Raw genomic sequence first — 26861 nt, 5'->3', positions numbered from 1 at the left:
TCGCCATTCATTTCATGGGAGGCGTCGAATTTCTTCGTTTTGAATATTGGTGAGCTGAGTCTGTAAGTTATCCCTCGGATGAGTTTTGGTTCTTCATCCAGATATTGCTTACTCTCTTGTGCTCCCACTCCCGCACTTGGCGCGCTGCCGTTCCAGCTTGCGTCGCATGTGAGCGGTGATCCCCAGCTCCGCACCACGCCACATTCGGTTCATCTCGCGCGTGAAGTGCGCGGCGAGCTTTGGTGAGTGAATCACCAGCAGGGTTTCGTCATTGGTGTGAGCAGCTGATGGTGACCAGTTGAAGCTGCCTGTGATCACAGTTTTGTTGTCGATTACGGCGAACTTGTGATGCAGCTTGTCGCCGCGTGCCAAGCGTGGAGTGCCGACGGTTTGGAGGGGATCTTGAAAAGGGTTGTTGCCGGCTTCCAGTTTGCAGAAGCGATCCGGCATGGCCATACCGAGTAGATCCAGCACTTCCGAAAAGGGCCGGCTGGCGAAGCCGGGATCAGCCAAAAGGCGTACTTTCACGCCTTTATTCACGCGCTGTCGTAGGGCGTCGGTCAGATCCTGGGCTGAAAACACGAAGAGTGCCATATCGATGCTTCGTTGGGCTTTGTTCAGTTCCTGGCCAATCAGTGCAAGGCCGTGCTCGCTGTTTCGTTTGGCTTGGGGAGCGAAGAGCACCTTGATCCTGGCCTCGCCAACGTCGACCTGCTCGATCGAGGGAGCGTCTTTGGCTCGCCCAAAGCGGCTGTTCTGTTGTCCTCCGGGGCCGTCCCCCCACATGCGCTCGAACTCCTGGCTGAATAGGGAGGCGAGTTCAGGGCTCTTCACCGTGATCAGATGGTTCACATTGCCTCTGGTGCGGGGGGCATCGGCGTCTCCATGCAGACCGGAGCTTGTGAAATTGGCGCTGCCGGTGACGACCTGGTTGCGATCGATCACCACGAATTTGTGGTGCATCAGGCCGCTGCCCTTGCTGCCGTCTTCTGTGTCGTCAATTTGAGGCACAGCTCCTCGCGCAAGAATGGCGATCGCATCCCCCTTCAGGCGCTCCTCCGCGCTGAGCACGCCATCACCATTGCGATCGGCCAGTCGCTTGAGGCGTTGAAGCCGCTTGCGCTCATGTGGCGTCAGGCCCGCCTCGTGCTGCTGGCTCCAGGCCTTGCTGTAGTTGTTCTCCAGCACCACTTGGACGCGCACACCACGTTGATGGGCCCTGACGAGGGCATTGGCGATCGCGGGTAGGGATAGCTCTTGAATGGCGACCAGGCACTCCACTTGGGCTTGATCGATGGCCTCGATCAGTTGCTGCTCGAGGTTGTCACCGTTGCGCCAAAGGCCGTTAAGCGGGCTGCGGTAGCGGGCGTCGTCGCGATGGTTGAAGGAGACCTGAATGTGCTGGAGTTGAGCTAACCCCTTTGTCGGTTCCCCCAGCAGCTCCCCGGCCTGGCTGCAGGATCCACAAAGCACTGGCAGCAGCACCAGCAAGATGCGGAGTCCAGGCGGCTGACGTCTGATCACCGATCCTCGCGAGAGCTTGCTCCAGCATTCCCCCGTTTTGTTCTGACTGCTGTCAGCACTGACATCCCATCTGGTTTGAGCTCAGTTCCGGTTCAGTGGGGCATCTCCGCAGTGCGCAGCATGGCCATAAACCAGAGCGTGCTCAGAACGAGAGCCACGCCCACTCCTGCTCCAATACCCACTCGGGCAATGGTGAGTGGCACAACAATTGGAAACGCCATCGCCCCGGCAAGTGGGGTGATGGCGACAAACCAACGCAAGCCTGAACGCTCGTTGGTCATTGGCTCAGAACCATTCAACCTGCGCTTCGCTGGCTGGATTGGTGTTGTCTTCCGGAGTGACTCTCTCAAAGTTGAGGGTGATGTTGCGCTTTTGGGCTCCGTCAGCTGCGGTGGCTTCGATGGGGTAGAGCTGCTTGCCATCCCGGAACGGCACCTGGATGCGGAAGGTGCCATCGCTTGAGAGGGGCACATCTTCTCCTCCAATGGTGAGACGAGCGGAGGGATCGGTGGCGCCGTAGACGATCAGTTCAGCATCGGCGATGAGCCAGAAGGAGCGCTGGCGGGGAGCGACTCCACCCAGGCCGGACTCATTGCGACCACTCGCCCAAAGGCCTGCTCCCGAGTCGTTCAAGCCGCGCTGATCGGAGCTCAAGCCCTGCTGCTCATGGAGCACCTCAGAGCCGACGCGACGGCTGCGGAAATGGGTGGTCGCAGTTTGGTAGAGGCGCTCGTGCAGACCACTATCTGTGCTCTCGGGAGCGCTAACAGGAGCGGCGGCTGGAATGGTTGCTGGGGTTGCATCCAGGCTGAAGGGAACGAACTGATCCATGATCTGATCGCTCGGGTGCAGAGCTGGAACGCGCGCCACAGAGGAGAGGGCCAGAGAGATCCAGGTCGAGCCGGCGCGATAGCCCAGCTCAACGCGGTAATCGCGGTCGCAGAGAGGAACAGGCAAATACCACTCGGTGCTGTGGCTGTCGACAGGAACTTCCTGGAGGGTATGGGGATGGGAGCTGCCATCCTGGATGCCGGTCACGTCAGCTAGGCGCAGGCTGAGGTGAGCAGCGCCTTCGTTTTGTGCCGCTTTACGGTCGCTGTCTGAGATCTCCCAGAACACATAGGCCCATTGGGGATCACGTGGGAGGAACACAACCCGTGTCGTCGTGTCGGAGCGCGTTGCTGCTGCGACGCCTGATTCGATCGACTTTGGCTCACCGCTCTTGCGGTCTTGGCGCTTGGCAATGGCCGTGACGAGGTCCTGCTTGCTCTTCCTGCTGTAGAGAGTCACGCCCAGATCACTGGCCATCTGGCGCAGTTGACGCAGCGTGAGGCGGGCCAGAGAGGACAGTGCTTGCGTCACGGACGGATTCACCCAGGTTTCTTTGGGATCAGTCTGCGTGAAAGAGCTGCATTTCGATCACTAGGGGGTGCTGACGTCAGCATCTTCTGACTGCTCTGACCTTCCCGTGGCCATGAAAAAAGGGGGCTTGATGCCCCCTTTTTCGCTGTGGTGGTAAGGATTCTGTCGACTAGCGACCGACGCTGCGATAGGGGACTTTGGACATGTAGTCCATGTCGGCATTCCCAATTGATGGGGCTGTCCTGATGGCAATCCCCGGCACCCATGCCATGTAATCGGCGGGGGAGCCTCCGCGCGTGATCTTGGCCCGAGCCGGAATGCTTTTGGATGTGCCTGTGAAGACGATCTGAGGGAAGCCCAGAATGCCGCGGTAGTACTCGTCGTAACGAGGGGTGCTGACGTTGAACGGGGTATCACCAAGGTCGCGTCCAGGCAGGATGCGATTGCGTTGGTAGGGAACGGTGTCGTATCCGAAGGCATCCAGGTATTCCTGGCTGTCCAAGAGCTCGTCCACCATGCCGACGATGCCTTTGGTGGCGATCACGATGGACCAAGCCAACTCTTCGCCCTTGCCGTTGGTCTTGCGGCCCAAGACACGCTCAACCAGATGACGAACAACTTTGTAGTTGCTGTTCAGGTTGTAGAAGCTGCGCTGGAAGGTTTCGGACAGCAGCAGGCCACGGATGAAGTCCCTGACGGTGATCTGACCGTCACGCAGCTGGGACTCAAGATTGACGTCGCGATCGCTCTTGAACGCATGAAAGAAAATCTGGCGGTAACCGCTTTCGATCACCGTGGTCAGATTGTCCGCATCCATGGCGATGTCCATGGAGTAGGCCCTTGATTCCTCTTCGGACCCGACGCGAATGTTCGGAACACCGGCCCTCAGAGAATTCTGAGTGATTGGTGCGTACTTAAGAAGAGGGATGGCCACGCGAGCATCAGCGTCCACTGATGGGGATCGTAATTGCAGGTATCAGGAACGAATCCCTTCAATCTGAGAACGGATTACAGACCGTAATACTCGCTACAAGCTTGCTACCAGCCAAAGGCTGACAGGGTCTGGGATGCGGAGGCTTGGGCCCTTGGGGCTGATGCGGTTTCGCCCAGGTCTTGCTCTCGGGTCTCGACACAGAACGAGGCGTTGTTCGACAGCCCTTCGACTGTGCTGCTGCGAACGCGCACATCCGGGCCGATGAAGCTAAACCGTTCCCACACACGCATGGTTTCGTAGCTCGTTTCGAGGATCAGACCATCCTCGGAATCCATCGCGAACAGAGATGACGCCGGCGCTTTTTCTGCGTAGCCCATCGTTCTCAGCATCAGTCCGCTGCGACCGTCGTCGCTGGTGGGGATGAGCCCAAACACTGTTTCGCCGTCGTGGCCCTCCTCGCTTCTGTCCCAAGCCATCGACGCGCTCCAGCGCACATAGCTTCCGCCGATGACCTGACTGGCTTCCTTCCCATGCGCGACCGCTAATTCGCCCAGGCGGCTATCGCTTGGATCGAGGTCCTCGACAACAATTAGCGATCCACCCGCCTCAGCCCGGCGATGCAGCAGATGGTGAACGCTGCGTTGCGAGCGCCAGCGACCACAGCTGAGCTGAAAAAAACTGAGGGCATCGGGGATGACAAGGCTCATGCTCAGCTCCGAAGGGGACCCAGGGGGTCTTTGGATGTTCGCAGGCGACCAGGCCTACGTGATCTGTTGCCTTGCATTGAAGGCCACAACGGCTTGATCGATCAGTGCGCCCAGGGTCAGTTCCAGCGGAGTGATCCCCAGGGCATCCGCAATCGACTCAAGCCGATCAGCCGCTGTCGAGAACTGACGCAGGAGTAGATCGCAAAACTCGGGATCGTTCTTCAGCAGAGGTTGATCCCTGCACCAACGTTGTTGCTGTGCCAAGGCGGGGATTGGGCCTTTGCATTCAGGTGACGCCATCTGTTGAAAGCTGGCCAGGCAGTGGGCAAGCAGTCGTAGGTGATGCCGCTCAAGACTCGGCAGCATGGACGCATCGATCTGTTCCACCATTTCCCTTGTGAGAGGGCTTTCTGCGGAGGTGGACGATGGGTCAGTCATCGCCTGGGGTGATCCGAAAACCACAGGAATGCTCTCCTTTCAGTCGCCAGTGCACTCGTTCCACTTGGCAGTCGGGAAAGGTCTGGCGAATTAGCTCAAGCTCCTGATCACAAACCACCGGGTATTCCTCGGCGATGCGTTGCACGGAGCAATGGAACTCACTCAGGCACCAGCCCTGGCCATCAGGTGCATCTTGCAGTTCGGTGACATAACCCTCCTGGCGGCGCAGTTCGGCTAGGAGGGCCACGCGTTCCTCTAACGGTGCTGAGCCCAGCTGTTGTCGGTAATGGCCTGCTTTGTCGATGGCTTGTTGGGTGAGCAGGGAGACCATCGTCTCGGGTGGCAGCGTTGCGGCCATGGAGTGGAGCAGGCCAAGAGCGAAGTGTTCGCTGCCATCGGGAAAATGTTGGTGGCCGCGGTCTGTAAGCCGCCAGCTGTTCGAGGGACGGCCGGGTCCCGCTGGCATCGGCGTTGATTCGACTAAGCCGTCATCTTCAAGACTGCGCAGGTGTCGCCGCATGGCCTGCACTGAAATCCCAAGTTGGTTGGCCAAATGCGCAGCACTCGTTTCACCCTGCCTCAGCAGCAGGGTGAGAGTGGTCTCACGGGTGGGTGCCTGCGCGTGTGCGCCCATGGGTCGGTGGTGATTCCATCACGATGCCACGCAAATTGGGTGACTGACGGATTCTCGCCAGAGTGCCCCCGGCATGGAGGTCGTCATCGTGACCGGCTTGGACGAGGGTGACGTCCTGATCAAGCGGTTTTTCCCAGGCCTTGCGCCCCAGATCGCCAGCTTCCACCGGCGCGTTGATGGGCCTTGTCGGTGCGATTGGCGCTAACAGGAACGTTGCGCAGCTTCGTCCATGGCCCCTCATCCGGGGCGTTGCGGGGGCACAATGAGCCTTGACCGGCAGCTGTCGTGACTGTGCCCTAGGCTCCAAATACGAAACCGAATGGTTTCGTATCTCCTGAAGCCTGCGTGCCCACGGCCTGTTTCCGTTGACTGCTCAACTCATCGCTGTCCATGACTGACGCACCTGCTGGCACCGCTGAACCAACCCCGGAAAGCCTTGAGGTGATCCGTAAGTTCGCTGAGACCTACGCCCAGCGCACCGGAACGTATTTCTGCAGTGATCCGGGTGTGACTGCTGTTGTGCTCAAGGGTCTGGCTCGTCATAAGGACGAGCTCGGCGGCGCACTCTGCCCGTGCCGCCATTACGAAGACAAGGGTGCTGAAGTTTCCCAGGCGTTCTGGAACTGCCCCTGTGTGCCGATGCGTGAGCGCAAAGAATGCCACTGCATGTTGTTTCTCACTGAGGACAATGCTTTCCGTGGTGATGCGCAGACGATCAGCACCGAGGAGATCCACGCCTCCGCAGGTTGACTCCTATGACCAGTGTCTCCACTCGTGATCTTGTCAGTCAGCCGTATAAATATGGCTTTGTTACTGATATCGAGACTGAGAAGATTGCCAAAGGCCTTAGTGAAGATGTTGTTCGCCTGATTTCCTCCAAGAAAGAGGAGCCTCAATTTCTGCTTGATTTCAGGCTGCGTGCCTACAAGCATTGGCTCACTATGGAAGAGCCTGATTGGGCTGCTTTGGGATACAGCGCGATCGACTATCAAAATATCATTTATTACGCTGCTCCTCGCCAGCAAGAGAAGAAGGCAAGTCTCGATGAGGTTGACCCAAAACTTCTGGAGACATTTGACAAGCTGGGGATACCTCTGAGTGAGCAGAAACGTTTAAGTAACGTCGCGGTCGATGCCGTTTTTGACAGCGTTTCCATCGCTACGACCTATCGCGAGAAGCTCGCTGAGCATGGAGTGATTTTCTGTTCGATCAGCGAAGCGGTGAAGGAATATCCTGAGCTTGTTGAGCGTTATGTCGGCACAGTTGTTCCCAGTAATGACAACTATTTTGCCGCGCTGAATTCAGCAGTTTTCAGTGATGGATCGTTTGTGTTTATTCCGAAGGGCGTGGAGTGCCCGATGGAGCTTTCGACTTACTTCCGGATTAATTCAGGTGATACAGGTCAATTCGAGCGCACGTTGATCGTTGCCGAGGAAGGCGCATCCGTTAGTTACCTTGAGGGTTGCACCGCGCCAATGTTTGATACCAATCAGCTTCACGCCGCCGTGGTGGAGCTTGTTGCTTTGGACGATGCTTCGATTAAGTACTCCACTGTTCAGAATTGGTATGCCGGTGACGAGAACGGAGTCGGCGGCATTTACAACTTTGTGACCAAGCGCGGACAGTGCCGCGGTGCACGAAGTCGCATCAGTTGGACCCAGGTGGAAACGGGTTCGGCGATTACCTGGAAGTATCCGAGCTGTGTCTTGCAGGGTGCCGACTCTGTCGGCGAGTTCTATTCCGTTGCTCTCACGAACAATTGCCAACAGGCCGATACAGGCACCAAGATGATTCACCTCGGTGCCCGTACCCGCTCCACGATCGTGAGCAAGGGTATTAGTGCTGGGCGCTCCAGTAACAGTTATCGAGGCCTTGTGCAGATTGCTCCTGGTGCCAAGGGTGCCCGCAATTACAGCCAGTGCGATTCGATGTTGATTGGCGATGAGGCGGCGGCCAACACCTATCCCTATATCCGTTCCCAACAGCCTCAGGCAGCAATCGAGCATGAGGCCAGCACCTGTCGTATCTCCGAAGATCAGCTCTTCTACCTCCAGAGTCGGGGCATTGGTTTCGAAGAGGCTGTGTCAATGATGGTGAGCGGTTTCTGCCGAGATGTTTTCAATCAGCTGCCCATGGAGTTTGCGGCGGAAGCCGACAAGCTCCTGGCTCTCAAGCTTGAGGGATCTGTCGGATAGACCGTTGATCCCGTTAGTGGTCCCCCCTGCCACTTATCGCTGTTGTCCACACCTTCTTTCTTACTCACTCGCTTTCACCCGTGATCCGTCCTGACGCCGAGCTGTTGCTCGATATCAACGATCTGCATGCTTCCGTTGAGGCTCAGCCCATCCTCAACGGTGTGAATCTGCAGGTCCGTGCTGGCGAGATCCATGCGGTGATGGGTCGTAATGGCAGCGGCAAAAGCACCTTGTCGAAGGTGTTGGCTGGTCACCCTGCCTATCGCGTCACCGGTGGGAGCGTCCGTTACCGAGGTTCTGATCTACTCGAGCTGGAGCCGGAAGAACGCTCCCGGCTTGGTGTCTTCCTCGGCTTTCAATACCCTGTGGAGATCCCAGGTGTCAGCAATCTGGAGTTCCTGCGGGTCTCTAGCAATGCGCGCCGTCAACAGCAGGGCCTGGAGGAGCTCGACACCTTCGATTTTGACGATCACGTGCGCGAACGCCTCAGCGTTGTGCAGATGGATCCTGCCTTTCTGGAACGCAGCGTGAATGAGGGCTTCTCCGGAGGGGAGAAGAAGCGCAATGAGATTCTGCAGATGGCGCTTCTGAATCCGGTGGTGTCCATCCTTGATGAAACGGATTCCGGCCTTGATATCGATGCCCTCAGAATCGTTGCAGGCGGAGTTAACCAGTTAGCCACGCCTGAGAACGCCACGCTGTTGATCACCCATTACCAGCGTTTGCTGGATGAGATCACCCCTGACTATGTCCATGTGATGGCGGCTGGCCGAATCCTCCGAACCGGGGGGCGTGAGTTGGCACTTGAGCTGGAAAAAACCGGTTACGACTGGGTGGATGAGGAGGTGGCGTCCACCGGACAGGGGGTGGCCTAACCATGGTGTCGACTGCGACCGACTGGTTGACGCGTCTGCCTGCTCCAGCAGGAGCCCTCGAGCCTATTCAGCGCCGCGGGCGAGAGGCCCTGGCCCAACTTGGATTGCCCACCCGCCGCCAGGAAGACTGGCGTCTCACCGATCTGACCCGCCTACAGGGTTTATTGACGCTGCCGTTGGCCGCTTTGGATCATGCTTCGGCTGAAGCAGCGTCGGCTCAAAACGTGCCCGGGCGTCCTGAGAATGGCTGGCGTGTTGTGCTCGATGGCCACTCCGATCCCCTCGCAGGGGTCACTCTCCCTGAGGGCGTGAGCGAGCTGAGCGGGAGTGAGTTGGAGCAGGCTCTGGGTCACACCCTCGCGCGCTGTGGCTCGGCCCATCACTGGCCCGTGGAGTTCAATCATTCACTGGCGTCGCAGGTTCTGGCCCTTCGCATCCGTGGTTCTGTGCCTCCTTTAGAGGTGCTGGTTGGCGCCGCTGAGGCATCCCTAAGCCCTACCAGGATCCTGTTGGTGGTTGAGGAGAAAGCAGAGCTGGAGATCCTTGAGGTGTTCCTGGCTGATTCGGGTGCGGCCCATAGCCATTTATTCGAGATGCATCTTGGCCAGGAGGCCAGGGTTCGACATGGCGTTGTGGCCCAGGGATCGGGGGATTCTGCGTTGATGGCCCACTTGGCGGTGGAGCAGGAGCCGCGCAGTAGCTATGAGCTCATCACGGTGTCGCGGGGATGGGCCTTGGGGCGCCTTGAACCTCAGGTTGTTCAAGTGGATGGCCAGGCCTCCACGGTGCTGAAGGGTCTCGTGCTGACGGCTGACGAGCAACAGTTCGCGACCCATACGACCATGCGCTTTGAGGGCGAGGAAGGAGAGCTTGATCAGCTGCAGAAGACGGTCGCCGCCGGTCGTTCCCACAGCATCTTCAATGGTGCAGTCAACGTTCCGAGGGCGGCGCAACGCACCAATGCCGCACAGCTCAGCCGCAATCTGCTGTTGTCAGATCGTGCCCGCATCGACACCAAGCCGGAACTGGAGATCGTCGCAGACGATGTGCGCTGTGCTCATGGGGCCACCGTGACCCAGTTGCAGGAGGAGGAGATGTTCTATCTGCGCAGTCGTGGAATCTCTAGTTCTCGTGCTGCCGCTTTGTTGCTGCGGGGTTATTGCCAGGAGGTGGTGGATGGCCTGCCTCCTCTGGCGCAGCGTTGGCCAGTGATCGATCACCTGCTTGAGGGCCTTGAGCGATGACCGCAGCACCTGAGTGCAATGCGTCTAGGTCTTTGGCAGAGCGGACCCGTTCCGATTTCCCGATCCTGGCGCAGCGCTCCAGTTCGGGCCAGCCACTGATTTACCTCGATCATGCGGCGACCAGCCAGAAGCCCACAGCAGTGCTAGAGGCTCTGCAGCGCTACTACAGCAACGACAACGCCAATGTGCATCGCGGGGCCCATCAGCTCAGCGCCCGTGCCACAGAGGCGTTTGAAGGCGCACGATTGATCACGGCTCGTTTCATTGCAGCGTCCAGTCCCCGCGAGATCGTTTTCACCAGAAATGCCAGCGAGGCGATCAATCTTGTAGCCCGCACCTGGGGTGATTCCAATCTCCAGCCTGGCGACGAGGTGCTGCTCACCGTGATGGAGCATCACAGCAATCTGGTGCCCTGGCAGCTGCTGGCCCAGCGCACTGGATGTGTGCTCCGTCATGTCGGTGTGACCGAGCATGGAACCCTTGATCTAGAAGACCTGCGCCGTCAGTTCACGAGTCGAACCCGGCTGGTGGCCTTGGTGCATATCAGTAACACCCTGGGTTGCTGCAATCCTGTGGATGAGGTGGTCAGCCTGGCTTCGGAGCATGGAGCTCTGGTGTTGCTCGATGCCTGTCAGAGCCTGGCCCATAAACCCGTGGCTGTGCATCAGCTCGGGGTGGATTTTTTGGTCGGCTCCTCCCACAAGCTCTGCGGTCCCACCGGGATGGGTTTCCTCTGGGCGAAAGAGGCTCTACTGGAGGCGATGCCGCCCTTTCTGGGTGGTGGAGAAATGATCCAGGATGTGTTCCTCGATCACAGCACTTGGGCGGACTTGCCCCATAAATTTGAGGCGGGAACCCCCGCCATTGGTGAGGCGGTTGGAATGGGCGCCGCGATCAGCTACCTCGAGACCGTTGGCCTCAAGGCGATTCAGGCTTGGGAAGCTGAGCTCACCGCCCATCTGTTCTCCCGACTACAGGCCATCGACGGTGTTCGCATCCTTGGGCCCACCCCAGAGCAGCAGCCCGATCGAGGAGCCCTGGCCACCTTTCTCGTGGAGGGCGTTCATGCGAATGACATCGCGGCCATGCTTGATCTGGAAGGTGTCTGCATCCGCAGTGGTCACCATTGCTGCCAACCCCTGCATCGCCACTACGGCGTGACTGCTTCAGCGCGGGCCAGTCTTAGCTTCACGTCCACTGTTGCTGAGATCGACCGCTTTGCTGATGAGTTGACGTCCACGCTGGATTTTCTCCGCGCTCACAGTTGAGTGAGTGGACGCAAAGAGCGATTGCGCATCAAGGTGCCCCGATGCCCTTGTAGCTGCTCTGGCAGGGAGTCCCAGTCCAGCGTCATGCCTGTGGCGGCGTCATAGCTGGTTTCCTCGAGGGTGTGCTCCTGCCAGTCGAGATCGAGGGTGGTGAAGCTTTGGGGTCTCGGACGGCGATCTCCAATCAAGAGGCGAGGCCCGCTTCCCATTGCCCCCAGCTGGATGAGATCGAGTCCGGCCTCGCTGGCGGGGTACCAGGCGTGTTGATGGCCACTGATGTACCCCTGGACTCCTGTCTCTTGCAGCAGTCTTTTGATCCTGTGGTGCTCTGTGAGCACTTCGCCGGGTCGGTCGCGTCCCTGACTGATCCCTGCCAATGGCAGGTGCCCCACCACCAGCCGAAGCCGTGCCTGACGGGCTTCAGCTCCCATCAGTTGCCGGCGGGCCCAGAGCAGTTGCGCCTCGGGAACACGGCTGGAGCTCGCATCCCACACCAGCCAGAACACGTCTTGATCCAGAACGCTGTAGTGAAATGGGAAATCGGCACTGTCGACCCATCGCAGCCCCAGGGCTTGACGACGATGCTTCCAAAAGCGGCGAACGGCCTGCCGGTCGGCGCTGAATCCGGGGGCTCCATCGTGATTCCCCACCGCTGGCAGAAAGGGAATGCCCTGTCGACGCACTGGCAGGAGGATCGTGCGGGCAAAGGCCTCCCACATTTGGTCCAGTCTGCGGGCGCTGAGGCCCTTTTTCTGGCCCGCCACCATGTCGCCGGCGCAGACCACTAGGGCTGGCTTCAGCGCTAACAGATGGGTGAGACCCTGCTGTACTTGCGGGATGTAGGAGGTGGAGCCGTAGCTGCTGTTGAGGTCGCTGATCAGGCCGATGCGGAGTGCATCAGCGGCTGCATTGGCCTGGAGCGCTCGTCCCGCCAGTGAATGACCCGCGGCCAGGCCAAGCGCCCCGGAGGCAAGCGTCAGCAGCTGGCGGCGATCACAGCGCATCAGGGAGGCCCCCATCGGAGGGCAGCATGGACCATTCCCTGCGCATCCGCAGCTGATGAATATTGATGGTCAGGCCTGGCGCACCATCTGGCTCGAGGCGGATGGTCGGTCGGTGGGGGTGATTGATCAGACCCTGCTCCCGCATTGCTTCACCACGCGCACTCTCACCACTTGTCACGCCGCTGCGGAGGCCATTCAAACGATGGTGGTTCGGGGCGCACCGTTGATCGGGGTCACCGGTGCTTACGGCTTGATGCTGGCCCTGCAGGTTGATGCCTCGGATGAGGCCCTGGCCACCGCTTTCGATCAGCTCAACGCCACAAGGCCCACAGCCGTGAATCTGCGCTGGGCTTTGGAACGGGTGCGTCAACGTGTGCTGCCCTTGCCCGCATCGGAGCGGGCCGCGGCGGCCAGGGAGGAAGCGGCTCTGATTGCGGAAGAAGATGTGGCCATGTGCGCTTCAATCGGCGACCACGGCCTGGGATTACTCCAGACGCTGGCCAGGGCACGTTCGCCGCAGCGACAGGAGCAACCGTTGCATGTCCTCACCCACTGCAATGCTGGCTGGCTGGCCACCGTTGACTGGGGAACGGCGTTGGCACCGATCTACAAGGCCCATCGTGCTGGCCTCAACATTCATGTTTGGGTGGATGAGACCCGTCCGCGCAACCAGGGGGCGTCCTTGACCGCTTATGAGCTGGGGCGCGAAGGCGTTCCCCACACGGTGATCGTCGATAACGCCGGAGGCCACCTGATGCAGCATGGTCAGGTGGATGCGGTGATTGTCGGCACAGATCGCACAACGCGACGCGGCGATGTGTGCAACAAAATCGGCACCTATCTCAAGGCGCTCGCCGCCCACGACAACGATGTTCCGTTCTATGTGGCGCTTCCGGCCTCCACGATCGACTGGGCGATCGGTGACGGCGTGGCCGAGATCCCGATTGAGGCCAGAGCGGCAGCTGAAGTGACCCATATCCAGGGGCGTGATCCCGCCGGTGCCGTCAATTCCGTGCAGCTGACTCCGGATGGCAGCGACGGATTCAATCCTGCTTTTGATGTGACCCCGGCCAGACTGGTGACTGCTCTGATCACTGATCGAGGCGTGGCTCCGGCCAGTGAGCAGGGTCTCAAGGGGTTGTATGTCGATGCCTGATGTCACCTCTGGCGCTGATGGGCTCGCTGCCGATGACCTGGCCTTGCGGCAAGAGTTGGTGTCCGTGGCTCGGCGCCTCAATGCCAGTGGGCTCAACCAGGGAACGTCTGGCAACCTCTCCCAGCGAATCCCAGGAGGACTGCTGATTACTCCCAGCTCCCTGCCCTACGAGCAGATGGAGCCCACCGATCTGGTGGCGATCGATTGGAGCGGAATGCCGCTCAACGAGCCTTCTCGTAGGCCTTCATCGGAATGGCGCCTGCACGCTGATGTGCTTGCGGCTCGCCCCGATGTGCAGGCGGTGTTGCATTGCCACCCGATTCATGGAACCGCCCTCGCCTGTCATGACCGGGGCATCCCCCCCTTTCATTACATGACGGCTGTGGCGGGGGGAGATGACATCCGTTGTGCTCCTTACGCCACCTTTGGGACGGAGCAGTTGTCGCGGATGACGGTTCAGGCGCTGCATGGTCGTCAGGCCTGCCTGCTGGCCCGCCATGGTCTTGTCAGCCTTGGCGACAGCCTTGACCAAGCCCTGCGCATCGCCGTGGAGGTGGAGACACTGGCGCGCATGTATCTGCAGGCCTTGCAATTGGGAGAGCCACCTCTTCTCACTGCTGAACAGATGCAGGCTGTCCATGCCCAATTCCGAGGCCTGCACTACGGCCAGGCGGATCAAACTCCCAGGTGACGGCGGAAGAAGGCTTCGGTGGCCTCGAGCACAGCAACTTGCACAGCACTGTCTCGGAAGCCATGGCCCTCCTCGGGGAAGGTGATCACTTCCACGGGAATGCCGTTTGCTGTCAGGGCTGAGGCCATCCGCTCGGTCTGCTCCGGTGGAACGACCTTGTCTTTGAGACCTTGGAAGAAGATCACGGGACAGCGAATTTTGTCGGCATGGTGCAGGGGGGAACGGGCTTCATAGCGTTCCCGCTCTGCTGGCCAGTCACCGACCAGGCCATCGAGGTAGCGCGCCTCGAAGCGGTGTGTGTCAGTGGCCATTGCGGTGAGGTCGCTGACGGCATATCGGCAGGCCCCGGCCCGGAAGACATCCGTAAAGCAGAGGCAGGCCAGTGTGGTGAAGCCGCCGGCACTGCCTCCCTCCATGGCGATCTGATCGGGATGGGCTCGGCCGTTGGCAATCAGGGCTTGGGCGGCCGCGGCGCAGTCCTCAACATCCACCACGCCCCATCCCTGTTGCAGTCGATCGCGGTAAGCCCTGCCAAAACCTGTGGAGCCTCCGTAGTTCACATCCACCACGCCCCAGCCCCGTGAGGTCCAGAACTGGATTGCAAGGTTGAGGCCAGTTCTGGCCATCGCGGTGGGTCCGCTGTGACCTTTCACAAGCAGGGGAGATGGTCCGGGGTGCGCCCCGGTTGGGGGGTAGTACCAGGCATGGGTGCGCTCACCATTGGCGCCGTTAAACCAGATCGCTTCCGCACGACTGATCTGCTCGGGGGGCAGCACGGCCGGGCTGGCGGGTGTGTGGCGCCAGTCTCCGTTGGTGAGATCCAGTTCCAGCAGGCCCATGCCTGTGTTGCCATTGCTGGCGATGGCAACGGCTCGTCCGTTTGCTGCCCGCAGCCCTGCCAGGTCATCGAACGGTTGCTCAATGGCTTGGATCGTCCCGTCATTGGTCAAACAGTTCAGTTGCCAGCGCCCCTGATCGCAGATCGCCGCCACCACCTGCTCTCCATCCCAGGCGGTGGTGCTCATCCCATAGATCCACTGGGGCATGGCCGTTTCCGCCTGCATGGGCCATGGTCTTTGCCACTGCGGGGCTGATGACCAAGCCTCCGGACGGCAATGGATCAGATTCCACCAGCCGCTGCGGTCCTCCGCCACTAGCAGGCGTCCATCCTCCAGCCACTGGGGTTGGAAGACGGAGACCCGAGCGCCGGACTCCGTGGTGCCGCCGGCTAGCTGGAAGGGCTGCTCGGGCATCCCCTCTCCATTGAGGCAGGCGCACCAAAGCGTGCTGCAATCCCATGGCATCGCCGGCTGCTGCCATTCCACCCAGGCAAGCCGAGCTCCATCGGCGCTCAGAGTCATGTACCCGGCAAAGTCCTGCGGTTGATGCAGCACGGCGGGTGTCTGATCGGCGCGCTCAAGATCCACGCTCACCAGCCAGTCACGACCCTCGGCTTCCATCACCCCCAGCCATCGCTGGCGATGGTGGTCGATGATGCCGTCGGCTAATGGGGATCCCGGTTGGGTGAGGCGTCGTGGTGGTGCGATTGGCTTCAGGCTGTTCAGCGGGTTCCTGTTTTGGCTCAGGCCCTGCCAGCTCTGGCTCCATAAACAGCCATCCGTGTCATCGACCCAAACCAAAAGCAACAGGTCACCGTCGGCATGGCTTGCAAGGGTGCCGCCGCCGTAGTCGTGGACGCGGCTTCGCAGGTTGCACGGGCAAGGTGTCAGCTCCTGGGGCTGTTGATCTCCTGCCTGCCAGGGGCGGATGAGGGCCGTGGTGCGTCCCTTCTCCTGGGGGCGCTGCTCCAGCCAGAGCACCCAGTCCCCAACCAGCTGTGGATCGCGCAGCACCGGACTGCGGCCGAGCGCCACGTCGGCTGCGAGGGGTATGGCCTGCTTAGGACCAGAAGCGTTGGACACAGCGTTGGGGAGGGCAGAACGGTGAGGCTGGACGGTGAGGGGGGACGGTGAGGGTGGAGGCAGCCAGGGCTGGTATCGGCCAGCACTGCCTAAAGTGGCCGGACACTATCCAATCGCGAGAAGAGGATCTTGGCCCGCAGCTTCGCTCAATTGGCACGGTCAGCTGAACGGAGCAGCTCCTCCGTGGCCGTGGCCAAAGAAGCTCTTGAGGTCTCTCCGCTTGAGATCCACACGCTCGGGGATGAGGTCTTACGCAAGGATGCTCGTCGGATCAGCAAGGTTGACGAATCTGTGCGTGAGCTGGCGCGCGACATGCTTCGCAGCATGTACACCGCCAAGGGAATTGGTTTGGCCGCTCCGCAGGTGGGCGTGCACAAGCAGCTGCTTGTGATCGATCTTGATCTTGAGAATGCCACCTCGCCGCCGCTGGTGTTGATCAATCCTGAGATCACAGCCTCCAGTGCATCGGTCGATACCTACGAAGAAGGCTGCCTCAGTATTCCCGGTGTGTATCTCGACGTGGTGCGTCCGACGGCGATTCAGTTGAGTTTTCGCGATGAGATGGGTCGCCCGCGGAGCATGAAAGCGGATGGCCTGATGGCCCGTTGCATTCAGCATGAAATGGATCATCTCAAGGGTGTGTTGTTTGTTGACCGCGTCACCGATGCAGGCGGCCTGAACAAAGAACTTCAGGATCACGGCTTTGAAGCTGCTGATGTTCGTTCTCTTGTCTGACCAACTCTTGTTTCTCTACCCATGCCGATGAAACCTTTGGCCGGACTGTTCTTGGCCCTCGCCTGCGTGCTCGGCATCGCTGCCACAGGTTCTGTGTTTGAGCTGGCCTATGGAGATCCTGAGCTAGGGCTCACCCCCACTCGTTGGATCCTTGGCTTGACTGCGCCCGGCACCGTCGGGTCACTTCTTGTCGCGATTCGGCTCAACAAACCGGCCTGAGCCCCCCTGACTGGCAGCGCCGCGACTTATACGATCCGCCCAACCAACATCACTCCCGATGGTTCGCTCCTTCCCCGCAACCCTGGCCTTTGCTGTGGCTGGGGCCACGATGTTCACGGGGCTGGGGAACCCAGCATCAGCGCAGGGTTCGCTGTTTTCAGCGACGCCAGTGGAGCAGGCGAATTTCATCCTTGTCGCGGCCCCAATCGGCAAGGGGGAATCTTCTCAGCTCAATATCTATGAGCAGCGCACCAATAAACGTCCTTGTTTTGCGGTGTCTGGCAGTGAGCCGGCAGTGGTGGATCCGCTGCTCGCCACCTTTGATTTCACAGGGGTCTGCAACCGCTATATCGACGGCAATGGCTATTCCTTGCGAATTGGTGGGGATGATTTCGGTACCCGTTATCGCCTCTCTGTGGTGAAGTCCAATCAGGACGTGGAGCTGCTGGCGGTGCCGACTCGCGATCCGTCGCAGCCCACGATGGTGGTGGCCAAGGCCGGTGGTGCCGGCGGCGGCTTTCTGCAGTTGCAGCTGGAGCCTGGCTGGCTGTTGATGCGCCGTCAATACGGCACCCGTTCCCTGGGTCACCTCTACGTCTTCCGAGAGGTCTGGCCTGGCAACGAGGCGGAACCCGTGCAGTCGGAGGGCAACCCAGTTGGCGAAGGCACCTTGCCGGCTGATGCTCCTGTTGCTCCGGAACTGACTCCGGCTGCTCCGGAATCCTGAGTGAGGTCAGGTTGCTACATTGACGGGCTGGAAAACACGCTTGTTGCATGACTCAGGTCACGGTCGGAGAAAACGAAGGCATCGAATCAGCGTTGCGTCGCTTCAAGCGTCAGGTCTCCAAGGCCGGAATCTTTGCCGACCTCAAGCGTCTGCGTCACCACGAGACTCCGATCGAGAAATACAAGCGCAAAGCACAGCAGCGTCGTCGTCGTCGTTGAGTGCGGTTGTCCAGTCGGTTTTAAAAAACGGGTAGTTCCACCTGTTGGCTCCTGACGGTCCCGTTCCCAGACTGGGATGAGACGCCAGGAGCAGTCCATGGATCTGAAGCCCAGAAGCATTCGCCAGTGGTTCGGGGAAACCCTCTCCCATGCCATCGGCAATCCGCGTGAGGAGAAAATGCATCTGCCGCCCCCGATTGGTGAGCAGCCTTTCCGCGATTCCCCCGTGAAGTCCAAGTAGGGCGATTGGCTCAAGGCATCGCCCCTCAAGGGCAACTGATCGGTTCAGATCAGTTGCCTGTATCAAAGCTGCGAAAGCAGAGGGCCGCGGCGAGGTCGCAGCCGCTGATCTTGGCCTGATCGCGAAGATCTGCAAGGGTGCGCGCCACCCGAAGCACCCTCAATCCGCTGCGGGCGCTCAGTTTGCGTTGATGCACCGCTCGTTCCCATTGTTCGAGTACCCCGTCACAGAGTCCTCCGTGGTCACCGAGCTGTGGGCCGCTCAGTGCAGCATTGAGGCATCCATCCGGGTTGCGAGCCTTCATTCGTTGCCTTGCGCTGATGATTTGCTCCGGTGTGGGCGTTGAGACTGCCTTGGCTGCGGCGGTTGTTGTGGTCAGGCTGGCGCGAATTTCGCTGCTCGTGAGACGTTCCAGCCGCAGCTGCAGATCAAGACGATCGATGAGAGGACCTGAGAGTCGAGACCAGTAACGCTGCCGTTGCAATGGTGTGCAGCGGCAGGGGTGATCAGGATCGCCGTACCAGCCGCATGGACAGGGATTGGTTGCTGCAACCAGGGTGATTTGGCAAGGGAAGGCGCATTTGAGCCGCGACCGGCTGAGCCACAGCACCCCTTCTTCCAGAGGTTGGCGCAGTTGATCAAGCACCCGTCGGGGGAACTCAGCGAGCTCATCCAGGAAGAGCACGCCGCCATGGGCCAGGCTGAGCTCACCGGGTCTGGGGATGGCGCCGCCACCGAGCAGCGCAGCACTCGAGCAATTGTGATGGGGTGCACGGAAGGGTCGCTGCTTTGCCAGGCCATCTCCTGGAACCAGCACACCGGCAATCGATTGCACGCGACTGATCTCCAGCGCTTCCTGCCGTGTCAGTGGTGGCAACAGTTGGGGCAGGAAGCGGGCCAGGAGGGTTTTGCCGCAGCCTGGTGGTCCCACCATCAACAAATGGTGGCCTCCAGCGGCCGTCACGGCCAGGGCGGTTTGCGCTAGCGACTGACCGATGATGGCGGCTGGTGGCTCCGTTGCCTTGGCAGGAGGTTGCTGCTCCGTTTGGCTGTACACCCTGTAGGACCGCTGTTCTGGTTTCTGGCGCAGCAGCGTCACCAGTTCCTGCAGCGAGCTTGCTGCGATCACCTTCAGGCCTGGAACGAGTAAGGCTTCGCTGGCATTGGCTTCTGGCACGATCAGGGCTGAGGCTTCGCTGCTTGCAGCAAGGCAGGCCACCGCCAGAATGCCGCGACAGGGGCGCAGGCTGCCGTCGAGTCCGAGTTCACCGGCACACCACAGGCCTTTGAGCAGTGGCGCATCCAGCTGACCACTGGCTGCCAACAGGGCGAGGGCAATCGGAAGGTCGAAGGCGGGACCTTCCTTGCGTAAATCGGCTGGTGCAAGATTGACGATCACCCTCACCAGAGGGCCACGAAAGCCGCTGTTGCGCAGAGCTGCTCGGACTCTCTCCCTCGATTCCTGGATGGCGGCATCTGGTAGGCCCACCAGTTGCAGGCCAGGAAGGCCTGGTGCCAGATCCACTTCAACCGTGACAGGGCAGGCCTCCAGTCCGAGCAGGGAGGCGCTTTGGCAGCGTGCCAGCATTGCATTTCAGATGGTGCATCGGATTGATGCCCTGCCTGTCTCAACCCTTGTTTCGATCAGGCTTTCACCATGGCGGGTGACACGATCTTCGGCCGAATCCTGCGCGGAGAAATCCCCTGTGATGAGGTCTATAGCGACGACCGCTGCTTGGCGTTTCGTGATGTGGCGCCCCAGGCGCCTGTGCATGTTTTGGTGATTCCGCGCAAGCCGATCGAGAGCCTGAATCAGGCCGGTTCTGAGGATGAGGCTCTGCTGGGTCATCTCCTCTTGGTGGCGTCCAAGGTGGCGAAGCAGGAGGGGCTCGAGGCCTGGCGCACCGTGATCAACACTGGTGCCGAAGCTGGCCAGACGGTGTTTCACCTGCACGTGCATGTGATCGGGGGACGGGAATTGGGCTGGCCTCCCGGCTGATCAGCCACCTGTTGCGACCAGTCGCCACAATGGGCCCAGGTGTGTGTATCCATGGCGTCCCTGCAGTCGTTCCGGGCCCAGCTGACGCGGCTGCGCCGGTTGTCGCAGCCTTATTTCCTTCCCTACACCGAGAGCAACGGCTGGCTGTTTGCCTTGCTGTTGTTGGCTTTGCTGTTCTGTGTAGCTGGAACAGTGCTGGGCCTGCTGTCAGGCGTGATGGCCCTGGTGGGGGCGGTCTGGCCCAAGCTCACCACTGAATATTTGGGGGGTGTGCAGGCCGCCATTGGCACTGTTTGGTCCCGCCCGATTATTGAGATCGTCTCCTGGGGGCAGCTTCTGCTTGGGGTTTATCCCTTCAGCCTGGTCATTTTCTTGATCTCCCAGGATCGCGTCTGCAGGCGTTTCCCGATTAAGACCTGGTTGTACGTTCCCACGTTGCTGTTGAGCGCAGCAGGAACAGTGCTGTTTGCGCTTTCGGCAGCGGTTGCTCTCTTCGGCTTGGTGGAGGTACCGGAAACCATGCAGTCGCTGAGTTGGCTCTCGGATCCCCTCACGATTGTTTGGACATCATCGATTGCTGCGGTGCTGAGTTGGCTCTCGGATCCCCTCACGATTGTTTGGACATCGTCGATTGCTGTGGTGACGCCTTGGCTTTCAGGCCTTGGTTTTGGACTGATGTGCTGGGGCCAGTTCATTGTTGCTTTGTTCGTCTTCGGACTTGGCTGTTTTCTCACTCATCGCAGTCGCTTACGGCAGAGACGTTGGTTCCCCTGGTTATTGCTGGGTGTGATCATCCTGATGTTGTTGTCGGTGAACGGCATTAATGCGGGAATCACATTTATCGCAAGAGATCTGACGAATGCGCTGATTGCTCGCAACCCAGAGTCGAGTTATCGCAACCTCTGGGTCTATGGCCTTTGTTTTATGGCGGCGTTGCCAATCCGCACGCTGCAGTACTACCTCACGGCAAAACTAAGCTTGGTGTGGAGGAACTGGCTAACGAAGAGCTTGATCTCTGATTATCTCAAAGATCGTGCTTATTACGTTCTCAACCCCAATGAAGGGGCGGGTGGTGACGTTGATAACCCTGATCAGCGTATTGCTGATGACACCAAGGATTTCACGATTGAGGCGCTGCGATTTACCCTTGATATTTTCGATTCGATTTTGATGTTCTCTTTGAACATCGCAATTTTGTGGAGCATTAGTGGTGAGCTCACATTTGCCTTGCTTCTGTATGCCGGCTCCATCTCGGCTTTGATGGTTTTTGCGGGTCGGAAGCTGGTTTCCATTAATACGAATCAGTTGCGTTACGAGGCCGACTTCCGTTATGGCCTTGTCCATATCCGTAATAATGCTGAGTCAATCGCGTTCTATTCCGGTGAACCCGAGGAGTCTCGCGAGGTGGGGGGACGGCTTGGATCTGTGATCAAGAACTACAACCTCTTGATTATTTGGCAGGCTATTTTGAAGATGGTTCAGCGCTCTGGAATCTACGGAAGTAATTTTATACCTTATCTGATTTTGATCTCCCCGATTTTGGCGGGAGAGATGGATTATGGCAGCTTTGCTCAGGCGAATGTTGCCTATAATTTGGTTGAAAACTCTCTATTTTTTATTATCTACAATATTGAGTCTTTGGCTCGCTTTTCTGCCTCGGTTGGTCGACTTGAAGGTTTCCAGTCGAACATCTCCCATGTTGATCGTGAGGAGTATGCAGATTTCTTCTCGGATGTGAAGCCTGCTAATTCGATTGTTCTTAAAGGTGCATCTGTGAAGACACCTTTTTCGAACCGACTTCTGACCAAGGATCTCAATCTCAGCATCTCTGCCAGCCAGAGGTTGTTGGTTGTCGGCCCGTCCGGCTGCGGCAAAACATCGTTGCTGCGAGTGATCAGTGGCCTTTGGGCCTCGCCGACGGGTCAGGTGTCGACTCCTCCCAGCGGTGAGTTGCTTTTCATCCCTCAGCGCCCCTACATGACCCTGGGCTCTCTTCGGGAGCAACTTTGCTACCCGCTCGATTGTGATCGCTTCAGCGACGATCACCTTCGAGCCGTGCTGAAGGAGGTGCAGCTCCAGTCTGTGCTGGATCGTTATCCCTCCTTTGACGTCAAGCAGGACTGGCCACGGCTGCTGTCGCTTGGGGAGCAGCAGCGTCTCGCTTTCGCTCGGTTGCTCTTGAATGCGCCCAAAGTGGTGGTGCTGGATGAAGCCACCAGTGCCCTCGATGTGAGTACCGAACGGCATCTTTATGCCTTGTTGGTGGAGCGGGAGATGGCGGTGGTGAGTGTGGGGCATCGGCCCACGCTCACATCGTTCCATGATCAAGTGCTGGCACTTCATGGCGACGGTGGCTGGCAGTTGATCCCCGCCGCCAGCTATGACTTTGAACATTCCTGAGCTGGATGCATGACCACAAGCAGCACTGAAGCGGCTTCTCAGGAGCCTCGACCGGCGCAAGTCCCCGCCACCAGTGCAACGACCTCGGATGTGCCTGGCTTCGGTTGGAGCGGCTATGCCGAGCGGGTCAACGGTCGGTTTGCCATGGTTGGATTTGCGGCCGTCCTGCTCGTCGAAGCCCTCTGCCACGACAGTTTCTTGCACTGGGCCGGTCTGGTTCCCTGAGCCATTCAGGGGAGCCGAATGATGTCGACATCCCAGCGTCCGCTGCGGCTGATCTGAACGGCCAGGGTCCTGCCATCGCCATTGAGACTCACCTGACGGGGCACTCCTGGCGGATTGATGTCCAGGCGCTGGAGGGCTCCGATGCTGCGGCGGTAGAGCATGAGTTCTGTCCGTCCATCGCGCTGCTGCACCAAGGCCAGCCGCTCTCCATCCCCGCTGAGGCTGATGCTCACAGGTTGTGCGTCGGCGCTGTTCAGTCCTGGCGTGGGAACGGGTGTGCCGTTCCGAAGATTGATCAGTTCGATCCGCTCCCGTCCTCCCCGGCTGGACAGGGTGGCCAGCCATTCCTGGGCCAGGGTTGGGTCTCGGCGGGCATCGCTGCTGCGGTCGAGGGCGCTGTTGAGGTTTTGGAGTGGACGGATGTCCTCGGTTGAGCAGCCGCCCACCAGTGTGAACAGCAGCAGACTGTTCCAGAGCAGCAGGCTGGTGCGGCCACCGGTCTTCTCCTTTTGAGACTGGGCGATCAAGGGCCCTCCTGCGGTGTGGTCACTCGCAGGCCCCCGGGTCGGTCTGGTTCGAGCACGGAGCTGAGGTCGAGCATCTCGACACGCCAGCGGCCGCGGTCGGCGACTTGAATCGCCATCCTCTGCCCATCCGGTGCCAGGCTGACCCGAACCGGATCCCGGTTGCCAGGTGGCCTGAGGGGATGGGCTCTGCCGGTGACGCGGTCTTCGACCAGTGCCATGCGCCGATTGCCCCGTTGGGTGATCACTGCCAGATAACGACCGTTCCAGCTCAGGGACGGGGAGCTGTGGGGCTGCTGGCGGTTGAGGTGCCGAAGTGGAAGTCGCTGGCCGCTGCGCAGATCACGCAGCTCCACGGTGGGGCGGCCTCGTTGTTCAACGATGACAGCGAGGATGTTGCCGTTGCCGCTGATGGCCGGATCCTGCTGCTGGCGATCCACGGATGCCCCAGGCGCTCGACGGGCATTCGGGCTGCACCCCAGCATGAGCAGGGAAACAGTTGCAGCGATCAAGCTGTATTCAGCGACGCGGGCGATCGGAGGCAGGCGACGCATGGGCCCTTAGCTGGAATGGGCTTCAGTCGTCGAACCGGGAGCTGTTGTCGCGCGGGCGAGAACTGCGAGGTGCCGGGCGACCGGAGGCTGTTCCGGTGTTCTCGGGCCGGTTCGAGCCAGGACGTGCCTGACTTCCTGTTTGGGGACTCGGTCGAGATGTGCCTGGGCCGGGGCTTGTTGTGGAGCGTGAACCGCGCTTGGAGGGTGAAAAGGCAGCGTCTTCAGGGCCTTGGCGCAGCGGAGTGCCTTGGGGGATTCCAGCTGGGCTTGAGGTGGTGGGAGGGGTCTCGCTGGAGCGGCCTCGGGAGGGGCTGCCAGGTCGTTCCCTTGGGTTGCGATCGTCGTTGCTCGCAGCGCCATCGGCGCGCGCAGCACTGGGGCGGCTGCCCCGCCGTTGATCCTGTCGTTGGGTGCGGCGGGATCCGAAGTTAGAGCGGGAGTCGCTGTCTTCATCGCGTCGCCCGAAACGGGCCATGCGCCGCTGTTGCTCACTGCGTTCGTCCCAATTGTCTGCCGAGTCGTCACGACCACGGCGACGGCTGGCAGCCTGCTCGGGAATCGCAGCTCGGGACTGACGCCGTGGACGGTAGAAGTCTCGCTCTCCCTCCTGGCTGTAGTCGTCACCAGAGGCACCCTGAAACCGTCGGCGCAGGGGTTCTGGTTCTGTGTCGTCGAAGCGGTCGTAGGGCGAATCCCACCCTCCGTTTAGACCTCCAGCAGGGCCAGGCCCTGGGGCGGGTTCATCGTCAAAGTAGGCCGAACGCCTTGCTTGCTCGACGGAGACGCCGCGGAGACGCACGCTTTCGAAGGCGAAGAATCCTGTTGAGGCCGAAAGTAAAAAAACGCCGAATTGCAAGATCGGGTCAAGACGCCAGCTTTGCGTCAGCAGAATCCCGCCGCAGAGCAAGCCAACCGCGGAGAAGAACACGTCATAATCCCTAGCTAGCGCAGGCTTGAAGCTGCGCATGAAGTAGAGAAGTGCTCCTCCAACCGCAAGTGCAATTCCGCACAGACTGCCGAAATTGAGGCTTGCATTAAACATTCCGGTCCCCCGATCTCCTTAGTTTACGAGTGGGGACCAGGGGTAGGGGGAAGAACTGAGCGCTTCAGAGCTTGCGGTCAAGCTGGTCGGTCTGGCTCAGCAGAAACAGGCCGATGCTGACCGGGATGACCACGATCACGGTGCCCCACAAGAGGCTGCTCAGAAAGTTGGCGAGGGAGGGGGTCATGTCGAGCCGGAATGGATGGCCAGGATCCGGAGATCCTAGGGATTGTTGGTGTCTTTCTACGATGCAGGCTCGGATGCTTTGAGCTTTGTGACGCCAACCCTCGTTGCGGTTCTGCCGGTTGTGCACCTGATGCTGGGCTTGCTGCTGATGGTCTGGACCCTCTGCTTCCTGGTGCGCATCGTGCTCACTTGGTACCCCCAGGTGGATCTCAGGGCAGGCTTATGGCCCCTGGTTGCGATTCCCACCGAGCCCTTGCTGGCCTCAACCCGCCGCCTGATCGCACCGATCGGAGGGGTGGATGTCACCCCGGTGATCTGGGTGGGCGTGATCAGCCTTGTGCGCGAACTGTTGGTGGGCCAACAGGGTCTGCTGTCCCAGCTGTTAATCCGCAGCGCCATGGTGGGTTAGGTGGCTGCCTCGCCACCCCCTGTCGTCTGAGCTCAATGCTGCTTAGAGCATGTCCTGCTCGACGAACTTCGTGTGCACATCACCGTTCTGAAACTCGGGGCGATCGAGCAGGCGGAGGTGGAATTCCACGGTCGTTGGGATGCCGGTGATGGCACATTCATTCAGTGCGCGTCGCATGCGCTTGAGGGCGCTCTCACGGTCTGGAGCCCAGATGATCAGCTTGCCGATCAGGGAGTCGTAAAAGGGTGGGATGTCGTAGCCGGTGTAAACGTGGCTGTCGACACGGATGCCAGGGCCACCGGGTGGGAGCCAGCCGGTGATCTTGCCGGGAGCAGGCCTGAAGTTGTGGGAGGCATCCTCTGCATTGATGCGGCATTCGATTGCGTGGCCACGCAGCTGGATGTCGTTCTGGCTGACGCTGATCGTCTCACCGCCGGCGATCCGTAGTTGTTCAGCGATCAGGTCGATGCCCGTCACCATTTCGGTGACAGGGTGCTCGACCTGAATGCGGGTGTTCATCTCCATGAAGTAGAAACCGCCGCCGCGATCGAGCAGGAATTCAACGGTGCCTGCGCCTTCGTATTGAATGCTGCGGGCTGCGGCCACGGCCGCTTCACCCATCCGTAGGCGTAGTTCGGGGTCAAGAGCAGGGCTGGGTGCTTCTTCCAGCAGCTTCTGGTGACGGCGCTGAATCGAGCAATCCCGCTCACCCAGGTGCACCACATTGCCGTGGCGATCGGCCAGCACCTGCACTTCCACGTGCCTGGGGCGATCGATGAACTTCTCCATGTAGAGGCCAGGGTTGCCGAAGGCGGCTTCCGCTTCGCCTTGGGCGGCCTTGAACAAGGTATGGAGTTGGTCCGGACCTGGAACCAGGCGCATGCCACGGCCACCGCCCCCTGCCGTGGCCTTGATCATCACCGGGTAACCCATCTCTTCTGCCAGGGTTGCCGCTTCTTCGGGGCTGGCGAGAAGCCCTTCACTGCCAGGCACGGTGGGGACGCCCACCTGCTGCATCGTGCTCTTGGCCGTGGCTTTATCACCCATCGAGCGGATCGCATGGGGTGACGGGCCGACAAAGGTGATGCCGTGGTCGCGGCACATTTCGGCGAACCGGTCGTTCTCAGCCAGAAAGCCGTATCCCGGGTGAATGGCATCCACACCGCGAGACGTCGCTGCAGCCAGGATGTTTGGGATATTCAGATAGCTCTTGCTGCTGGCGGCTTCGCCGACGCAAACAGCTTCATCGGCCAACTGCACATGCAGGGCGTTGCGATCCACAGTGCTGTAGACGGCCACTGTGGCGATCCCCAGCTCTCTGCAGCTCCTGATGATTCGGAGCGCAATTTCGCCGCGGTTGGCGATCAGCACCTTGCCGATGGGCATCCCGCAGTTTCCAGTCAAGGGCGGATCGTATCAGCGCTCACG

The 26861-nt window shown here is 60.0% G+C and carries 32 protein-coding genes; 16 read left to right on the top strand and 16 right to left on the bottom strand.

Annotation, left to right across the window (positions count from 1 at the left end; all coding sequences use genetic code 11):
• Positions 1-108 precede the first annotated feature (108 nt).
• The 8 genes from SIB72_RS02215 to SIB72_RS02180 form a co-directional block, all read right to left on the bottom strand.
• Complete coding sequence (locus SIB72_RS02215; RefSeq protein ID WP_413744453.1) at positions 109-1524, bottom strand: phospholipase D-like domain-containing protein; 1416 nt, start codon at positions 1522-1524, stop codon at positions 109-111.
• Between the two features lie 92 nt (positions 1525-1616).
• Positions 1617-1805 carry a hypothetical protein gene (locus SIB72_RS02210; RefSeq protein ID WP_413744452.1) on the bottom strand — a complete coding sequence of 63 codons (189 nt, stop codon included), beginning with the start codon at positions 1803-1805 and terminating at the stop codon, positions 1617-1619.
• A gap of 4 nt (positions 1806-1809) precedes the next feature.
• Positions 1810-2886, bottom strand: coding sequence for a DUF4912 domain-containing protein (locus SIB72_RS02205; RefSeq protein WP_413744451.1), 1077 nt, complete (start codon positions 2884-2886; stop codon positions 1810-1812).
• 169 nt (positions 2887-3055) lie between these two features.
• Positions 3056-3838: a phycobilisome rod-core linker polypeptide gene (locus SIB72_RS02200; RefSeq protein ID WP_115118403.1), complete on the bottom strand. Its 783-nt coding sequence runs from the start codon at positions 3836-3838 to the stop codon at positions 3056-3058.
• A gap of 86 nt (positions 3839-3924) precedes the next feature.
• On the bottom strand, positions 3925-4527 hold the full coding sequence (locus SIB72_RS02195; protein WP_413744450.1) for a phycobiliprotein lyase: 603 nt from the start codon (positions 4525-4527) through the stop codon (positions 3925-3927).
• A gap of 54 nt (positions 4528-4581) precedes the next feature.
• Positions 4582-4965: a hypothetical protein gene (locus SIB72_RS02190; RefSeq protein ID WP_115118407.1), complete on the bottom strand. Its 384-nt coding sequence runs from the start codon at positions 4963-4965 to the stop codon at positions 4582-4584.
• Positions 4958-5599, bottom strand: a complete 642-nt coding sequence (sufR, locus tag SIB72_RS02185; protein WP_115118409.1) for an iron-sulfur cluster biosynthesis transcriptional regulator SufR — start codon at positions 5597-5599, stop codon at positions 4958-4960. Before sufR ends, SIB72_RS02190 begins: the two co-directional genes overlap by 8 nt.
• The gene (locus tag SIB72_RS02180) at positions 5568-5765 is read right to left on the bottom strand and encodes a hypothetical protein (RefSeq protein ID WP_115118411.1); all 198 of its coding nucleotides are present in this window, start codon (positions 5763-5765) and stop codon (positions 5568-5570) included. The genes sufR and SIB72_RS02180 overlap by 32 nt, the downstream gene beginning before the upstream one ends.
• 224 nt (positions 5766-5989) lie before the next feature.
• Between SIB72_RS02180 and SIB72_RS02175 the strand changes: the two genes are divergently transcribed.
• From SIB72_RS02175 to SIB72_RS02155, 5 genes are all read left to right on the top strand, one after another.
• Complete coding sequence (locus SIB72_RS02175; protein ID WP_115017530.1) at positions 5990-6349, top strand: ferredoxin-thioredoxin reductase catalytic domain-containing protein; 360 nt, start codon at positions 5990-5992, stop codon at positions 6347-6349.
• A gap of 5 nt (positions 6350-6354) precedes the next feature.
• Positions 6355-7794: a Fe-S cluster assembly protein SufB gene (gene sufB, locus SIB72_RS02170; protein ID WP_413744449.1), complete on the top strand. Its 1440-nt coding sequence runs from the start codon at positions 6355-6357 to the stop codon at positions 7792-7794.
• Positions 7795-7874: 80 nt separating this feature from the next.
• Entirely contained in the window at positions 7875-8669 is a 795-nt protein-coding gene (gene sufC, locus SIB72_RS02165; protein ID WP_115017526.1) for a Fe-S cluster assembly ATPase SufC, read from the top strand.
• Between the two features lie 2 nt (positions 8670-8671).
• Positions 8672-9913, top strand: a complete 1242-nt coding sequence (gene sufD / locus SIB72_RS02160; protein WP_413744448.1) for a Fe-S cluster assembly protein SufD — start codon at positions 8672-8674, stop codon at positions 9911-9913.
• Entirely contained in the window at positions 9910-11181 is a 1272-nt protein-coding gene (locus SIB72_RS02155; RefSeq protein ID WP_413744447.1) for a SufS family cysteine desulfurase, read from the top strand. Before sufD ends, SIB72_RS02155 begins: the two co-directional genes overlap by 4 nt.
• Here SIB72_RS02155 and SIB72_RS02150 read toward each other — a convergent pair.
• Entirely contained in the window at positions 11172-12200 is a 1029-nt protein-coding gene (locus tag SIB72_RS02150; RefSeq protein ID WP_413744446.1) for a metallophosphoesterase family protein, read from the bottom strand. The two genes, SIB72_RS02155 and SIB72_RS02150, sit on opposite strands and share 10 nt — an antisense overlap.
• Positions 12201-12240: 40 nt before the next feature.
• On the opposite strand from SIB72_RS02150, the gene mtnA reads away from it, so the two are divergent.
• Positions 12241-13341, top strand: a complete 1101-nt coding sequence (gene mtnA, locus SIB72_RS02145) for an S-methyl-5-thioribose-1-phosphate isomerase (RefSeq protein ID WP_413744445.1) — start codon at positions 12241-12243, stop codon at positions 13339-13341.
• On the top strand, positions 13328-14032 hold the full coding sequence (locus tag SIB72_RS02140) for a class II aldolase/adducin family protein (protein ID WP_413744444.1): 705 nt from the start codon (positions 13328-13330) through the stop codon (positions 14030-14032). Before mtnA ends, SIB72_RS02140 begins: the two co-directional genes overlap by 14 nt.
• Here SIB72_RS02140 and SIB72_RS02135 read toward each other — a convergent pair.
• Positions 14017-15954, bottom strand: a complete 1938-nt coding sequence (locus tag SIB72_RS02135; RefSeq protein ID WP_413744443.1) for an alpha/beta hydrolase family protein — start codon at positions 15952-15954, stop codon at positions 14017-14019. The two genes, SIB72_RS02140 and SIB72_RS02135, sit on opposite strands and share 16 nt — an antisense overlap.
• A 129-nt stretch (positions 15955-16083) precedes the next feature.
• On the opposite strand from SIB72_RS02135, the gene def reads away from it, so the two are divergent.
• The 5 genes from def (at position 16084) to SIB72_RS02110 (ending at position 18094) form a co-directional block, all read left to right on the top strand.
• Entirely contained in the window at positions 16084-16689 is a 606-nt protein-coding gene (gene def / locus SIB72_RS02130; protein ID WP_115118423.1) for a peptide deformylase, read from the top strand.
• A 21-nt stretch (positions 16690-16710) separates the two neighbouring features.
• Positions 16711-16908 (top strand): hypothetical protein, encoded by a 198-nt coding sequence (locus SIB72_RS02125; protein WP_115017510.1) that lies wholly within the window; start codon positions 16711-16713, stop codon positions 16906-16908.
• A gap of 58 nt (positions 16909-16966) precedes the next feature.
• The gene (locus tag SIB72_RS02120; RefSeq protein WP_413744442.1) at positions 16967-17635 is read left to right on the top strand and encodes a DUF3747 domain-containing protein; all 669 of its coding nucleotides are present in this window, start codon (positions 16967-16969) and stop codon (positions 17633-17635) included.
• A gap of 47 nt (positions 17636-17682) precedes the next feature.
• Entirely contained in the window at positions 17683-17853 is a 171-nt protein-coding gene (gene rpsU / locus SIB72_RS02115) for a 30S ribosomal protein S21 (protein WP_006043142.1), read from the top strand.
• 97 nt (positions 17854-17950) lie between these two features.
• Positions 17951-18094, top strand: a complete 144-nt coding sequence (locus tag SIB72_RS02110; RefSeq protein ID WP_170953760.1) for a hypothetical protein — start codon at positions 17951-17953, stop codon at positions 18092-18094.
• A gap of 49 nt (positions 18095-18143) precedes the next feature.
• On the opposite strand, the gene SIB72_RS02105 is transcribed toward SIB72_RS02110, so the two are convergent.
• Positions 18144-19682 carry a YifB family Mg chelatase-like AAA ATPase gene (locus SIB72_RS02105; RefSeq protein WP_413744441.1) on the bottom strand — a complete coding sequence of 513 codons (1539 nt, stop codon included), beginning with the start codon at positions 19680-19682 and terminating at the stop codon, positions 18144-18146.
• 69 nt (positions 19683-19751) lie between these two features.
• On the opposite strand from SIB72_RS02105, the gene SIB72_RS02100 reads away from it, so the two are divergent.
• The 3 genes from SIB72_RS02100 to SIB72_RS02090 are packed head-to-tail and all read left to right on the top strand — an operon-like array spanning position 19752 to position 22718.
• Positions 19752-20093, top strand: coding sequence for a histidine triad nucleotide-binding protein (locus tag SIB72_RS02100; RefSeq protein WP_115118429.1), 342 nt, complete (start codon positions 19752-19754; stop codon positions 20091-20093).
• Between the two features lie 51 nt (positions 20094-20144).
• Positions 20145-22493, top strand: a complete 2349-nt coding sequence (locus SIB72_RS02095; protein WP_413744440.1) for an ABC transporter ATP-binding protein/permease — start codon at positions 20145-20147, stop codon at positions 22491-22493.
• A 9-nt stretch (positions 22494-22502) separates the two neighbouring features.
• A complete protein-coding gene (locus SIB72_RS02090) occupies positions 22503-22718 on the top strand; it encodes a chlorophyll a/b-binding protein (protein WP_115017501.1) in 216 nt (71 codons plus the stop codon).
• Between the two features lie 5 nt (positions 22719-22723).
• On the opposite strand, the gene SIB72_RS02085 is transcribed toward SIB72_RS02090, so the two are convergent.
• The 4 genes from SIB72_RS02085 to psbX form a co-directional block, all read right to left on the bottom strand.
• The gene (locus SIB72_RS02085) at positions 22724-23197 is read right to left on the bottom strand and encodes a TolB family protein (protein ID WP_413745162.1); all 474 of its coding nucleotides are present in this window, start codon (positions 23195-23197) and stop codon (positions 22724-22726) included.
• Between the two features lie 44 nt (positions 23198-23241).
• On the bottom strand, positions 23242-23727 hold the full coding sequence (locus SIB72_RS02080; protein ID WP_413745161.1) for a Tol biopolymer transporter periplasmic protein: 486 nt from the start codon (positions 23725-23727) through the stop codon (positions 23242-23244).
• A 91-nt stretch (positions 23728-23818) separates the two neighbouring features.
• Positions 23819-24838, bottom strand: a complete 1020-nt coding sequence (locus tag SIB72_RS02075) for a Ycf66 family protein (RefSeq protein WP_413744439.1) — start codon at positions 24836-24838, stop codon at positions 23819-23821.
• A 64-nt stretch (positions 24839-24902) separates the two neighbouring features.
• Positions 24903-25025: a photosystem II reaction center X protein gene (gene psbX, locus SIB72_RS02070; RefSeq protein WP_115017493.1), complete on the bottom strand. Its 123-nt coding sequence runs from the start codon at positions 25023-25025 to the stop codon at positions 24903-24905.
• A 78-nt stretch (positions 25026-25103) separates the two neighbouring features.
• Here psbX and SIB72_RS02065 point away from each other — a divergent pair, with 78 nt between their 5' ends.
• Positions 25104-25433 (top strand): YggT family protein, encoded by a 330-nt coding sequence (locus SIB72_RS02065; protein ID WP_413745160.1) that lies wholly within the window; start codon positions 25104-25106, stop codon positions 25431-25433.
• Between the two features lie 42 nt (positions 25434-25475).
• Here the strand turns inward: SIB72_RS02065 and accC are convergent, their stop codons facing one another.
• Positions 25476-26819, bottom strand: a complete 1344-nt coding sequence (gene accC, locus SIB72_RS02060; protein ID WP_115118434.1) for an acetyl-CoA carboxylase biotin carboxylase subunit — start codon at positions 26817-26819, stop codon at positions 25476-25478.
• Positions 26820-26861 lie beyond the last annotated feature (42 nt).

This window comes from Synechococcus sp. MIT S9451, assembly GCF_047304725.1.
GTDB lineage: Bacteria > Cyanobacteriota > Cyanobacteriia > PCC-6307 > Cyanobiaceae > Synechococcus_C.
This window is presented reverse-complemented; position numbering and strand designations above follow the sequence as displayed.

Coding starts and splice junctions, on each gene's coding strand:
- SIB72_RS02210 (WP_413744452.1), bottom strand. CDS start 1,805: ATGACCAACGAGCGTTCAGGCTTGCGTTGGTTTGTCGCCATCACCCCA.
- SIB72_RS02195 (WP_413744450.1), bottom strand. CDS start 4,527: ATGAGCCTTGTCATCCCCGATGCCCTCAGTTTTTTTCAGCTCAGCTGT.
- SIB72_RS02190 (WP_115118407.1), bottom strand. CDS start 4,965: ATGACTGACCCATCGTCCACCTCCGCAGAAAGCCCTCTCACAAGGGAA.
- sufR (WP_115118409.1), bottom strand. CDS start 5,599: ATGGGCGCACACGCGCAGGCACCCACCCGTGAGACCACTCTCACCCTG.
- SIB72_RS02175 (WP_115017530.1), top strand. CDS start 5,990: ATGACTGACGCACCTGCTGGCACCGCTGAACCAACCCCGGAAAGCCTT.
- sufB (WP_413744449.1), top strand. CDS start 6,355: ATGACCAGTGTCTCCACTCGTGATCTTGTCAGTCAGCCGTATAAATAT.
- sufD (WP_413744448.1), top strand. CDS start 8,672: ATGGTGTCGACTGCGACCGACTGGTTGACGCGTCTGCCTGCTCCAGCA.
- SIB72_RS02155 (WP_413744447.1), top strand. CDS start 9,910: ATGACCGCAGCACCTGAGTGCAATGCGTCTAGGTCTTTGGCAGAGCGG.
- SIB72_RS02150 (WP_413744446.1), bottom strand. CDS start 12,200: ATGGGGGCCTCCCTGATGCGCTGTGATCGCCGCCAGCTGCTGACGCTT.
- mtnA (WP_413744445.1), top strand. CDS start 12,241: ATGAATATTGATGGTCAGGCCTGGCGCACCATCTGGCTCGAGGCGGAT.
- SIB72_RS02140 (WP_413744444.1), top strand. CDS start 13,328: ATGTCGATGCCTGATGTCACCTCTGGCGCTGATGGGCTCGCTGCCGAT.
- SIB72_RS02125 (WP_115017510.1), top strand. CDS start 16,711: ATGCCGATGAAACCTTTGGCCGGACTGTTCTTGGCCCTCGCCTGCGTG.
- SIB72_RS02120 (WP_413744442.1), top strand. CDS start 16,967: ATGGTTCGCTCCTTCCCCGCAACCCTGGCCTTTGCTGTGGCTGGGGCC.
- rpsU (WP_006043142.1), top strand. CDS start 17,683: ATGACTCAGGTCACGGTCGGAGAAAACGAAGGCATCGAATCAGCGTTG.
- SIB72_RS02110 (WP_170953760.1), top strand. CDS start 17,951: ATGGATCTGAAGCCCAGAAGCATTCGCCAGTGGTTCGGGGAAACCCTC.
- SIB72_RS02105 (WP_413744441.1), bottom strand. CDS start 19,682: ATGCTGGCACGCTGCCAAAGCGCCTCCCTGCTCGGACTGGAGGCCTGC.
- SIB72_RS02100 (WP_115118429.1), top strand. CDS start 19,752: ATGGCGGGTGACACGATCTTCGGCCGAATCCTGCGCGGAGAAATCCCC.
- SIB72_RS02095 (WP_413744440.1), top strand. CDS start 20,145: ATGGCGTCCCTGCAGTCGTTCCGGGCCCAGCTGACGCGGCTGCGCCGG.
- SIB72_RS02090 (WP_115017501.1), top strand. CDS start 22,503: ATGACCACAAGCAGCACTGAAGCGGCTTCTCAGGAGCCTCGACCGGCG.
- SIB72_RS02080 (WP_413745161.1), bottom strand. CDS start 23,727: ATGCTGGGGTGCAGCCCGAATGCCCGTCGAGCGCCTGGGGCATCCGTG.
- SIB72_RS02075 (WP_413744439.1), bottom strand. CDS start 24,838: ATGTTTAATGCAAGCCTCAATTTCGGCAGTCTGTGCGGAATTGCACTT.
- psbX (WP_115017493.1), bottom strand. CDS start 25,025: ATGACCCCCTCCCTCGCCAACTTTCTGAGCAGCCTCTTGTGGGGCACC.
- accC (WP_115118434.1), bottom strand. CDS start 26,819: ATGCCCATCGGCAAGGTGCTGATCGCCAACCGCGGCGAAATTGCGCTC.